Below are 11,412 nucleotides of genomic sequence, written 5' to 3'. Positions count from 1 at the left end.
CCCGCCGCCGGGCCGGCCCCCCCACCACCTTCCCCCCCCCCAACCCCCCCCCCGCCCCCCCGGGGGGGGGGGGGCCCCCCCGGGGGGGGGGGGGGGGCCGCCGCCCCCCCCCCCCCCCCCCACGACCCGGCTCAGCGCCGAGAGGTCACGATCAGTGCCTTCTCGATCACCGAGCCATCGGCTCGGGTCACCGCGATCGTGTACTCCCCTGCCGCGAGGTTGCCGGGCACGGGGACCCGACGGCTGACGTCGCCGGCATCGTCCGCAGTGACCTTCTTGGCGCCGATCCGATCCGCGACGAGATCCACCGTCAGCCGCTCACCGGCGTCGAAGCCGGAGCCGGTGACGAGGAGCGATCCCCCCGCGGCGATCGAGGTCTGCCCCAGCTCGATGGTCGGCTGCGGTGCCGGCTCCGGCACGTCCCACATCGTCGGGATGAGTGGTGTCACGGTGATGCTCTCGATCGTCGCGGCTCCCCCTTCGGACCACGCAGTGATCTCGTCCGCACCCGCTGTCGGGAACACCTGGTCCGTCATGGTGAGCATTCCGTCGGCGGCGAAGAGTTCCACAGATGCCCGATCGAGATAGACCTCGAGCGTGATCATCCCGTCGTCGAGCGCGAGCGGGGCGTCGTCGATCGACGCGAACGCGGGGTGGAAATCGACGTTCCCGGAGTCGGTGCGATCGATGAAGACCCGTTCCGTCTCCGCGTCGTAGCCGATCTTCGTCCCGCTCTCGCCATCGGAGAACACGGTGATCCCCGCTCGCTCTGCATCGCCGAGACGCAGAGCGAGTTCGACCTTCGCAACATCCCCCGACAGGTCGAGGCCGGTGTCACCGTCCACCGTCACGTCGGAGCGCGTCCGTGCGGACGAGACATCCAGTTGCGCGTCGATCTGAGAGACGACCTCCTGCCGCAGACGCGGACCGTCCGACGTGTTCACCAGCACCACTTCGCGCGGCAGCGTGTTCGAACTGCGCCACGTCGATGTCGGGATCTCGCCCGCGTAGTCCCAGTTGTTCATCCAGCCCTGCATGATGCGCGAGTCCGCCGGCGTGCCGGAGTACGACACCGCCGCGTAGTAGTCGCGGCCCCAGTCGAGCCAGTCGTACCCCTCGGCTGCAGTGCTCTGCGCCGCATCCGAGAACATCACCTGATCGACCAGGATGTGCCCCCAGCCGAAACGGTTGTTGTCGACGATCCGGATGGACGCCTCCCGGCCGCTGAACTCGCGCACATCCCACGACACCCAGTCGAGATTCTCGCTGTTCGCCCCTGTGGCCGTGCGCACGACCTCGCCATCGACGATCAGGCTCACGCTCGTCTCATCGGAGCGGATCTGCGCCGGCTCGTCGCCGACGACGACGTGGTCGAGAGTGAGGTGGCCCCATCCGCCGGTGGCCTCATCGCGGATCCGCACCTGCGCGTCCTGGCCTTCGAACTCGGCGACGTCCCACGACGCCCACTGCAGCAGCCCGCTGTTCGCGCCGGTCGCGGTGCGCACGACCTTCCCGTCGACGACGAGTTCGAGCTGCAGACTCCCGTCCGCTCGCTGCCCGCCTCCGATCAGGAACGAGACGTGATCTCCGTCGAGCGCGAAGCTCGGCGACGTCATGGTGCCCGTGTTGCCATCGGCGTTCGGACCGCCTTCGATCGTGTTGATGCGCTCGGCGCCGAGGTAGTAGTCGCCCCCGCGGGTCGAGGGGTTCAGCGCCGGGTCGATCGCGAAGTCTCCGGTGAGCTCCCAGCCCGTGGTCTGCAGGTTCTCGTCGTCGGCGAGTTCGAAGTCGAACACGACCCGGCCCTCCGGCGGGACGTTCTCCAGTTGGGCCCCCGGCACGTGCGGATGCTCTCCCCCGCCGACGAGGAGGTTGACGTAGTCATCGTCGATCGTGAAAGCAGGGGACTCGAGTGAACCGACGGTGCCGTCGTGGCCGATGAAGCCGTTCACGAGCCCGTCGCCGAGATACCCCGCGACCGTCATCTGGCCGTCGAGCGTGCCCGCGGCCGGCGCAGAGCCCCACGGACCGTTCTGCGTGCTGTCCGGGTCGTTGGACACCGTCCAGCCCTCGTAGTCCCCGCCGTCGAATCCGGCGAAGAGTTCACCGTCGACGAGCTCGAGCGGCCCGTCGGTGGATTCCGACGTGAACGTCACACCGTCGAAATCACCGACGAAGTACTGCCCGCCGCTTCCTCCGTTCACGTGTCCGGGGTTGAGGTTCACGACCATCACCCACTTGGTGTTCCCCGGATCCCCGTCGACGGGGAGCTCGAACAGATCGGGGCATTCCCAGATGCCGCTGGTCGCATTCGCCGGGCCGAAGTCCGACAGATGCTCCCATGACTTCAGATCCGCGCTCTTGTAGAGCACGACCTTGTGATCGGTCGCCTCGACCGCGGCCATGACCCAGTACGCGCCCGCGGGACCGTCGTACCAGAACACCTTCGGATCGCGGAAGTTCGCAGAGTTCCGGTTGAGAACGGGGTTGCCCTCGTACTTCGTCCATGTCTGCCCCTCGTCCAGGCTGTACGCGAGCGACTGCGCCTGGATGCCGGCGAGCTGCGGATGCTGCGGCGTGTACGCGGACGTGTAGACGGCGACGAGCGGGCTGGATCCCTCCGGCCCGAAGCCGGCGGAGTTGTTCTCGTCGACGACGATCGACCCCGAGAAGATGTCCTCGATCGACGCGCCGTTCTCATCGAAGGTCTGCGGGATCGCCAGCGGCTGCTCCTCCCAGTGCAGCAGATCCGGAGAGGTGGCGTGTCCCCAGCTCATGTTGCCCCAGGTCGTCCCCTTCGGGTTGTGCTGGAAGAACAGATGATAGGTCCCGTCGACGAAGACCATGCCGTTGGGGTCGTTCATCCAGTTCTTCTCCGGCGTGAAGTGCACCAGCGGGCGGTACTGCTCGTCCTCGGGCGGCGCATCCGCGGCCAGTGCGGGTGCGGTGATACCGCCGAGCACCGTCGCCGCAGCGATCGTCAGCGCACCCGTCGTGCGGATCCAGCGGTGGATCGACCTCCGGCGGTGCGGGCGGTCGGATGAGTACGTCATCTGCTCTCCTTCGTGCAGCGCGAAATGTTCTGACATCGATGTCAGAACATCGGAGCCGACCATAGACGCTGTCCGCCGGACAACGCAACCGACCTTCTGGCTCAGCGCGGCAGGAGCTCGCCGCTGCCGCGGGCGATGAGCGTTGTCGGCACGACGATCCGTCGAGCTTCGCCGCCGGCCCCGTCCAGAAGGGCGAAAACGCGCTCCGCCGCTGCCCGACCGATCTCCTGGGGGTCCTGCGCGACCACGGAGACGCCCGGATCCATGAGGTCCGCGAGCGGAAGATCATCGAATCCGACCAGGGCCGTCGTGCGCTCGAGACCGAGTTCGCGCAGTGCGTGCAGCACGCCGAGGGTGATCAGGTTCTGCGCGCTGAAGATCGCGGTCGGCGGTTCGTCCGAGGCCATCAGTCGATGGACGGCATCGCGCGCCTGGTGCGCATCGTGCAGCTCGGTCACGACGCTCGCGTCGCCGGTGGGGATACCGGCGGCACCGAGGGCATCGAAGAAGCCCTGGTGGCGCTGCGCGGCAGTGATGAGGTCCATCCGGTCCACGAGCAGTGCGATCCGCCGGTGGCCATGGTCGATCAGATGCTCGGTAGCACGCCTGGCGCCCTCACGATTGTCGCTGGCGACCGTGTCGAGTCCGCCCATGAGCGGCTCGCGGTCGACGTAGACGACCGGGACGCCGCGATCGCGGATCTGCTCGAGGTAGTCGGGCGTCGCCCTGGCGGCGGTGAGGATGAGCGCGTCCACTCGGCGCTGGAGGAAGTTGCGCACCGCATCGCCCTCACGACTCGGATCGTCATCGAGGCTGGACGCGAACACCGACACGCCTCGGGCCGAGGCCGCGTCTTCGACGGCGCGATGGATCGCTCCGGAGAACGGGTTGTCCACGCTGCCCACGAGCAGCCCGAGGGTCCGGGTGCGGCCGTCCGCTCGCCGAAGGCTCCCGGCCTGCAGATCGGGCTGGTAGTCCAGCGCACGCACGGCATCCCACACCTTCGCGGCGGTGGCCTCGGCGACATTCGGCTCGCCATTGATCACGCGGGAGACGGTCTTGATGCCGACGCCGGCGAGCGAGGCGACATGCTTCATGGTGGCGCGCGGCCGTACGGGCTGACGATCCTCCATCGGTGGCTTCGTTGTCACAGCTGATCACCCATTCCGCTCGATGCCTTGACTGTAGCTCAGAACTGGACTACAACTGGCTCATGACATCGTTGTCAACGAGGCGACGACAGCCGAGAGGAATTCAAAGATGAAGCTCACCACCCGAACCAGCCGCACGCTGATGGCGACCTTTGCCGCCTCCGCCGGACTCGCGATCGCGCTCACCGGATGCTCGTCGAGCACGACGCCTGGTGGCGACACCGCCGACGACGCGATCGGCGTCTCCCTGATCGTGAAGACCAACTCCAATCCGTTCTTCGTCGCGATGCAGGAGGGCGCCAAGGCCGCGGCCGAGGAGGACGGCGTGACTCTGACGCTGGCCGCCGGCAAGGAGGACGGCGATGAGGACACGCAGATCCAGGCGATCGAGGCCGCGATCTCCAAGGGCGACAAGGGCATCCTGATCACTCCGAACGGCCCGGCTGTGCTCGACGCGATCGAGAAGGCCCGCGATGCCGGCATCTACGTCATCGCACTGGACACCGTGCCGGACCCCGCGGACGCCGTGGACATCACGTTCGCGACGGACAACTACCTCGCCGGCGAGTACATCGGCGAGTGGACGGCCGCGAAGCTCGACGGAGCGGATGCCGTCATCGGGCTCATCGACCTCTTCGACGACAAGGCGGTGAGCGTCGACTACAACCGCGACCAGGGCTTCCTCGCCGGCATGGGCATCGATCTCGCCGACGAGCAGGTCAACGGCGATGAGGAGTCCACCGGCTCGTACTCGGGCGGCAGTTACGAGATCGTCGGCAACGAGGCATCCCAGGGTGCCGAGGACGGCGGCCGCACCGCGATGGAGAACCTGCTCGCCAAGAACCCGGACATCAACGTCGTCTACACGATCAACGAGCCGGCAGCGTACGGCGCCTACCAGGCGCTGGAGGCCGCGGGCAAGAGCGACGACGACGTCCTGATCGTCTCGATCGACGGCGGCTGCGCCGGCGTCGGCCAGGTCGAAGAAGGCATCATCGACGCCACCAGCCAGCAGTATCCCGTGAAGATGGCCGAGCTCGGCGTGCAGGCGATCGCGGAACTGGTGAACGACGGCACGAAGCCTGAGACGACGGACGGCCTGGACTTCTTCAACACCGGCGTCGCGCTCGTCACCGACCAGCCCGTCGACGGCGTCGAGTCCATCGACACCGCCGAAGCAGCCGACCTGTGCTGGGGCGGCGAGTAAGCAACGCTCCGGATGCCGCAGCGAGCACCGATCGCTGCTGCGGCATCCGCCCGACGTGAGGAAGTGACATCATGACCCAAGAAGCTCCCACCTCTACCCTGGATCTCGCCGCCGAGTTCCTCGACCGGCGCACACCGGTCGATCGCGTCCGCGGCATCCTGCACCGCTACCCCGCGATCAGCCCGGCGGTGGTCCTCGTGATCGCCGTCATCGTGTTCGGCACGATCAACCCGCGTTTCTTCGCCGCGGCCAACCTGTCGCTGGTCCTCGATCAGGTCTCCGTGGTCGGCACAGTCGCCATCGCTCAGACGCTGATCATCCTCACCGCCGGAATCGACCTGTCGGTCGGCGCGCTGATGATCGGCACCTCGATGGTCATGGCGCAGACGGCGGCGAACAACGGCCTGCCCGCGCCGCTCGCACTGCTGATCGGCCTCGTCGCCGCGCTCGCAGCCGGTGCGCTGAATGGACTGCTGGTCACCCGCGTGAAGCTGCCACCGTTCATCGCGACGCTCGGAACGTTCAACATCTTCATCGCCCTGACCCTGCTCTACAGCGGCGGCCAGACGGTGCGCAAGGCCGACATGCCCGAGCTGCTCACGTGGACGGCCACGGCGCTGCCGATCGGCGACGTCCGGCTCACGGTCGGCGTCGTGATCATGCTCGTGCTGTACGCACTGGTGGCGTACATCCTCGGACGCACCGCGTGGGGACGCCACGTCTACGCCGTCGGCGATGACGAGGATGCAGCCCGACTCGCTGGTATCTCGACGAAGAAGGTGCTGCTGAGCGTGTACATCGCCGCGGGCGCCATCCTCGCGGTGGCGGCCTGGATCCAGATCGGACGCTCCGGGGCGGCGAGCCCCAACGCAGGTGCCGACCTGAACCTCGATTCCATCACCGCCGTCGTCATCGGAGGCACATCCCTCTTCGGTGGCCGCGGTCTCATCTGGGGCACGCTGCTGGGCGCGATCATCGTCGGCGTCTTCCGCAACGGCCTGTTCCTCGCCGGGGTCGACGGGCTGTATCAGACGCTCGCCATCGGCATCCTCGTCATCGTCGCGGTCGCCATCGACCAGTGGATCAGGAAGGTACGCAAATGACCGAGACAGTTCAGGCCCCCTATCAGGCCCCCGTGCCGAGCGGAGCACCCGTACTCGAGGCGAAGCGGCTCGTGAAGACGTTCGGCCGCGTGGTCGGTCTCGACGGCGTCAGCCTGCAGCTCTACGCGGGCGAGGTCCTCGCCGTCATCGGCGACAACGGTGCCGGCAAGTCCACGCTCATCAAGTGCCTCACCGGTGCCTACATCCCCGACGAGGGAAAGCTGTTCCTCGACGGGCAGGAGGTGCACTTCAAGCGCCCGCAGGACGCCCGCAACGCCGGCATCGAGACCGTGTACCAGAATCTCGCCGTCTCGCCGGCGCTCGACGTCGCCTCGAACCTCTATCTGGGTCGGGAGCGCCGCAAGAGCGGCATCCTCGGGTCGGTGTTCCGCGCGCTCGATACCGCCGGGATGCGCAAGGATGCTCGTGAGCAGGTGCTGAAGCTCGGCATCTCCACCCTGCAGGACGTCACGGTCTCGGTCGAGAACCTCTCCGGCGGACAGCGTCAGGCCGTTGCCGTGGCACGTGCGGCGGCGTTCGGCTCGAAGGTCGTCGTCCTCGACGAGCCGACCGCCGCGCTCGGCGTGCGCGAGTCGAACCAGGTTCTCGAGCTCATCGAGAACCTGCGGGGAAACGGGATTCCCGTCATCCTCATCTCGCACAACATGCCGCATGTGTTCCAGGTGGCCGACCGCATCCACGTGCAGCGGCTGGGCAAGCGGGCGGCGACCATCACACCGCAGTCGCACACCATGACAGACGCCGTGGCGATCATGACCGGAGCGGCGCAGGCATGAGCGAACCGGTGGCGCTCTACGCCGAGTTCACCGCGATCCCGGGCGCTGCAGCCGAGGTCGAGGCGCTGATCCGCGACTACGCGCAGGTCGTTCGCGCGGAACCGGGCAACATCGCGTTCGAGGTGTACCGGCGGCTGGAGTCACCGGAGGGATTCGTGGTCTTCGAGACGTACCGTGATCGCGACGGATTCGCCGCGCACCTCGAAGCGGAGCCGGGGAGGGTCTTCAACGCGAAGCTCACCCCGCTGATCGTCGAGCCGCACAGCGCGTTGTCCTTCCTCACGCCGGTCGGAGCACCGTGACGCGCGCAGAGGTGCTCGTCGTCGGTGAGGCTCTCGTCGACGTCGTCCATCGGGCGGACGGACAGGTCGACGAGACCCCCGGCGGCAGCCCTGCCAATGTCGCTCTGGCGCTGGGTCGTCTCGGTATCGAGCCGCGCCTGTTGACGCAGCTCGGCGACGATGCGCGCGGCGATCGGATCCGGCACTGGCTGGAGGAGTCCGGTGTCGAGGTGATGGCCGCACCCGCGGTACGCACGGCGACCGCCACCGCGCACCTCGACGCGAACGGTTCGGCCCGGTACGCCTTCGATATCGGCTGGGACCTGGATGCGGTTGCTGTGGGCGACCGTTACGCGCCACCCGCACTGGCGCACGCGGGGTCGATCGCGACCTTCCTCGAACCCGGCGCGGCGAAGGTGCGGCAACTGCTCACCGATCTCCGCGAGACATCACTCATCACCTACGATCCGAACATCCGCCCTTCGCTGCTGGGCGCGCGCTCCGGCGCTCGCCGACAGGCCGAGACCTTCATCGCACTCAGCGACCTCGTCAAGGCGAGCGACGAGGACCTCGCCTGGCTCTACCCCGGCCTCGGCCCACTCGATGCGGCGCGCTCCTGGGTGGCCGCCGGTGCCGCCGTGGTCGTGGTGACCCTGGGACAGCACGGAGCCGTCACCGTCACGTCCGATCGAGAGACGCGGATCGCCGGGCATCCTGCCGAGGTCGTCGACACCGTCGGTGCCGGCGACACCTTCATGGCCGCTCTGATCGCCGGTCTCGTCGATCTCGGATACCGGGGGTCGGAGGCGCGCGAGCGGCTCCGGCGCATCGATGCGGACACCCTGCGCAGCCTGTTGACGCTCAGCGCCCACGCGGCCGCGATCACCGTGTCCCGTCCCGGCGCCGATCCTCCACGCCGGGACGAGCTCCCGGGGCCGCCGTCGTCTTCCGTTTCGGGGGCCGACACGCCAGATGTCGGACCGAATCCGCCGAAACGTCCGACGGGTGGCGTGTCGGCCCCCGTGCAGGCCGCGGCCGGCGAGGCTCAGGCCGACGCGGAGAGCCGCTCCCTGACGTCCTCGCGGTCCGTCACCGCGAGCGCATCCTGACGCGCCTGCGCGAGGACGTCGTCGATGCGCACCCGCTGCCCGGTCTCCGCTGACTGCACGGCCGCCTCGACCATCGCGAGGCTGCGCAGATTGTCACGTGCTGCGTTCTCCGGCGCGGTGCCCGAGCGCAGCGCCGCGACGAACAACGCCAGAGAACCGGCCAGCTCCTGCGCGGAGGGTTCGACGGCCGCGACCACGGGTTCGCCGGCATCCGGTCGGTGCACCACCGGCGCCGCCTGTCCGTCCCACTCGGCCGAACCGTCCGCGGCGCTCACGCGCCACGACCCGTTCCACGAGGTCTCGAGTCCCGGGGCGCACCAGCTGCCGCTGTAGACGTAGCGGGCACCGCCGTCGAACTCGAACACGGCGACGGCGTTCGCCGCGCCGTCGTACCAGCTCCACTCCGGGTTGTACTCCTCGCAGTACACCGACACCGGCTCGGCACCGACGAGGTACCTGGCGGCGTCGAAGGCGTGGATCGCCATGTCGACGAGCAGGACGTGCGGCATCTCCTCACGGAACCCGCCGAAGTGCGGGGCCTTGAAGAAGTCGCACCTCACGGTGCCGATCGTCCCGAGGGCCGCTACCTCACGCCGGAACGCCCGCAGCTCGGGGAAGAAGCGCCGCGACTGGCTGATCATCAGCAGCTCCCCTGCCGCCTCCGCGATCGCCGCCTGCACGATCGCCGTGGCCACCGTCGGCGCCGCCGGCTTCTCGCACAGCACGGGGAGCCCGGCCTCCAGCGCCTCGCGGTTCACGACGAGGTGCGCTTCGGGAACCGTGACGTTGACCACGGCATCCGCGGAGGTGATCCTGGCGACCTCCGCCGTGCTGCGGCCGATCTCCACACCCTCGAGCCCGGCATCCGCGAGAGCGGCGCGCGCGGTATCGAGGTCGAGGTCGACGAGACCGACCAGCTCGACGCCGGGATCCGCGGTGATCGTGCGCAGCCAGGCGCGCCCCATGCCGCCGGCGCCGACCTGCACGAGCCGCAGCGGCCGATCCGCGCCGACGGTACGGAACTGCGTCATCGCTCCATCGCTCCCTGGTAGCCCTGGCCGTTGTAGAAGTCCTCGCGCTCGTAGCGCAGCAGCACCGGGCTGGTGCGCTCCGGGCGCAGAGTCTTCGCCCATTCGACGGCGTTCGAGATGATCGTGCGCACCTCGGCCTGGTGGTAGACCGGGTAGTCCTGGTCACCGGGGCTGAAGTAGAAGATCTTCCCGAAGCCGCGGCGGTACGTCATGCCGCTGCGGAAGACCTCTCCGCCGGAGAACGTCGACAGGAACACCAGCTCGTCGGGGGCCGGCACGTCGAAGAACTCGCCGTACATCTCCTGCGCGGGGATGATGAACGGATGCGGGATGCCCTGCGCGATCGGATGCGTCGGGTCCACGGTCCACACGATCTCGCGGTCATCCTTCGAGCGCCAGCGCAGCGTGCAGGAGGTGCCCATCAGCTTGCCGAAGATCTTCGACCAGTGGCCGGAGTGCAGCACGAGCAGCCCCATGCCGGCGAGAACGTGCCGGTGCACGCGCTCCACGATCTCGTCCGCGACCTCGCCGTGGGCGGCGTGCCCCCACCAGACGAGCACGTCGGTGTCCGCCAGCAGTTGCTCGGTCAGGCCGTGCTCCGGGTCGTCGAGCGTGACGGTGGTGACGACCGCTCGCCCGCCGAGGTTCTCCTCGATGCCCTCCTTGATCGTGGTGTGCATGCCGTGCGGATAGATGTCGCGCACCTTCTGCTCGACCTGCTCGTGGCGGTTCTCGCCCCAGACGACGACGCGGATGGGGTGTTCGGGGGTGGTCATTCTCTCTGCTCCTTGATTCTTCGGTCTGATTACTTGACGGCGCCGCCGGTGGCGCCGGCCGCGATGTAGCGCTGGGCGAGCACCAGCAGCAGGATCGCCGGGATGGACGACAGCACGGCCGTGGCCATGACGGCGCTCCAGTTGGCGACCTGAGTTCCCAGGTACTGGTAGATGCCGAGCGTCACGGGGGTGATGTCCTCGGTGGTCGTGAGCGTCAGCGCGAACAGGAAGTCGCTCCACGAGAACAGGAAGGCGAACAGCCCTGCGGTGATCAGCGAGTTCTTCGCCACCGGCAGCACGATCGACCAGAAGGCGCGGAAGTGCCCGGCCCCGTCGACGCGCGCCGCTTCGATGATGGACGGCGGCACGCTCATCATGAAGGCGCGCAGGATCATGGTGGAGAACGGGATCGCCGAGGTCGCGTCCGCGAGGACCAAACCGGGAATCGAGTTCAGGAGCCCGATGTCGTTGTACGCGGCGTACAGCGCGTTCGCGATCACGATGCCGGGGATCATCTGCGCGATCAGCACCGCGAGCAGCGCCACGTTGATCCAGCGGTACCGGAACTGCGCGAGCGCATACGCGGCTGGTGCCGCGATGGCGAGGCTGAGGATCACCGTGCCGACCGAGATGATGAGGCTCGTGACGAGATTCGCCCCCTGGTCGGCGATCGCCTTCTCGTATCCGGCGAAGCTCGGGTTCACCGGGAACAGCGTCGCCGTCAGCGTGTTGCCCGACGGCTGCAGCGAGGCGTTGATCATCCAGTACACCGGGAACAGCATGATGATGAGGAAGACGATCCCCAGAACCGTGTACCCGATGCTCCGCCCTGACCGGCGCTGCGCGCGGCGTGCGGCCGCGGAGTCGCCGGTGACGATGGCCATGGTTGTCATGTTCGTTCCGT

The 11,412-nt window shown here is 68.2% G+C and carries 10 protein-coding genes; 5 read left to right on the top strand and 5 right to left on the bottom strand.

What is annotated here, in order from left to right; genetic code table 11:
* Nucleotides 1-131: 131 nt before the first annotated feature.
* Nucleotides 132-3,053 carry a GH32 C-terminal domain-containing protein gene (locus M2317_RS09615; RefSeq protein WP_429459549.1) on the bottom strand — a complete coding sequence of 974 codons (2,922 nt, stop codon included), beginning with the start codon at nt 3,051-3,053 and terminating at the stop codon, nt 132-134.
* 101 nt (nt 3,054-3,154) lie between these two features.
* A complete protein-coding gene (locus tag M2317_RS09610) occupies nt 3,155-4,186 on the bottom strand; it encodes a LacI family DNA-binding transcriptional regulator (RefSeq protein WP_429459547.1) in 1,032 nt (343 codons plus the stop codon).
* Nucleotides 4,187-4,313: 127 nt separating this feature from the next.
* Here M2317_RS09610 and M2317_RS09605 point away from each other — a divergent pair, with 127 nt between their 5' ends.
* The 5 genes from M2317_RS09605 (at nt 4,314) to M2317_RS09585 (ending at nt 8,701) form a co-directional block, all read left to right on the top strand.
* Nucleotides 4,314-5,411: a substrate-binding domain-containing protein gene (locus M2317_RS09605; protein ID WP_429459545.1), complete on the top strand. Its 1,098-nt coding sequence runs from the start codon at nt 4,314-4,316 to the stop codon at nt 5,409-5,411.
* Nucleotides 5,412-5,482: 71 nt separating this feature from the next.
* On the top strand, nt 5,483-6,514 hold the full coding sequence (locus M2317_RS09600; RefSeq protein WP_429459543.1) for an ABC transporter permease: 1,032 nt from the start codon (nt 5,483-5,485) through the stop codon (nt 6,512-6,514).
* A complete protein-coding gene (locus tag M2317_RS09595; RefSeq protein ID WP_429459541.1) occupies nt 6,511-7,311 on the top strand; it encodes an ATP-binding cassette domain-containing protein in 801 nt (266 codons plus the stop codon). The genes M2317_RS09600 and M2317_RS09595 overlap by 4 nt, the downstream gene beginning before the upstream one ends.
* Nucleotides 7,308-7,613, top strand: coding sequence for a putative quinol monooxygenase (locus M2317_RS09590; protein WP_429459539.1), 306 nt, complete (start codon nt 7,308-7,310; stop codon nt 7,611-7,613). Before M2317_RS09595 ends, M2317_RS09590 begins: the two co-directional genes overlap by 4 nt.
* Complete coding sequence (locus M2317_RS09585) at nt 7,610-8,701, top strand: carbohydrate kinase family protein (protein WP_429459537.1); 1,092 nt, start codon at nt 7,610-7,612, stop codon at nt 8,699-8,701. Before M2317_RS09590 ends, M2317_RS09585 begins: the two co-directional genes overlap by 4 nt.
* Here the strand turns inward: M2317_RS09585 and M2317_RS09580 are convergent.
* The 3 genes from M2317_RS09580 to M2317_RS09570 are packed head-to-tail and all read right to left on the bottom strand — an operon-like array spanning nt 8,638 to nt 11,401.
* Nucleotides 8,638-9,732, bottom strand: a complete 1,095-nt coding sequence (locus M2317_RS09580; RefSeq protein WP_429459535.1) for a Gfo/Idh/MocA family protein — start codon at nt 9,730-9,732, stop codon at nt 8,638-8,640. The genes M2317_RS09585 and M2317_RS09580 overlap by 64 nt on opposite strands.
* Nucleotides 9,729-10,508 carry a ThuA domain-containing protein gene (locus M2317_RS09575; protein WP_429459533.1) on the bottom strand — a complete coding sequence of 260 codons (780 nt, stop codon included), beginning with the start codon at nt 10,506-10,508 and terminating at the stop codon, nt 9,729-9,731. The genes M2317_RS09580 and M2317_RS09575 overlap by 4 nt, the downstream gene beginning before the upstream one ends.
* A gap of 29 nt (nt 10,509-10,537) precedes the next feature.
* Nucleotides 10,538-11,401 (bottom strand): carbohydrate ABC transporter permease, encoded by an 864-nt coding sequence (locus tag M2317_RS09570; protein WP_429459531.1) that lies wholly within the window; start codon nt 11,399-11,401, stop codon nt 10,538-10,540.
* Nucleotides 11,402-11,412 lie beyond the last annotated feature (11 nt).

This window comes from Microbacterium sp. ZKA21, assembly GCF_050434165.1.
In the GTDB taxonomy this organism is placed as follows: Bacteria; Actinomycetota; Actinomycetes; order Actinomycetales; family Microbacteriaceae; genus Microbacterium.
This window is presented reverse-complemented; position numbering and strand designations above follow the sequence as displayed.

Coding starts and splice junctions, on each gene's coding strand:
- M2317_RS09615 (WP_429459549.1), bottom strand. CDS start 3,053: ATGACGTACTCATCCGACCGCCCGCACCGCCGGAGGTCGATCCACCGC.
- M2317_RS09610 (WP_429459547.1), bottom strand. CDS start 4,186: ATGGAGGATCGTCAGCCCGTACGGCCGCGCGCCACCATGAAGCATGTC.
- M2317_RS09605 (WP_429459545.1), top strand. CDS start 4,314: ATGAAGCTCACCACCCGAACCAGCCGCACGCTGATGGCGACCTTTGCC.
- M2317_RS09600 (WP_429459543.1), top strand. CDS start 5,483: ATGACCCAAGAAGCTCCCACCTCTACCCTGGATCTCGCCGCCGAGTTC.
- M2317_RS09595 (WP_429459541.1), top strand. CDS start 6,511: ATGACCGAGACAGTTCAGGCCCCCTATCAGGCCCCCGTGCCGAGCGGA.
- M2317_RS09590 (WP_429459539.1), top strand. CDS start 7,308: ATGAGCGAACCGGTGGCGCTCTACGCCGAGTTCACCGCGATCCCGGGC.
- M2317_RS09580 (WP_429459535.1), bottom strand. CDS start 9,732: ATGACGCAGTTCCGTACCGTCGGCGCGGATCGGCCGCTGCGGCTCGTG.
- M2317_RS09575 (WP_429459533.1), bottom strand. CDS start 10,508: ATGACCACCCCCGAACACCCCATCCGCGTCGTCGTCTGGGGCGAGAAC.
- M2317_RS09570 (WP_429459531.1), bottom strand. CDS start 11,401: ATGACAACCATGGCCATCGTCACCGGCGACTCCGCGGCCGCACGCCGC.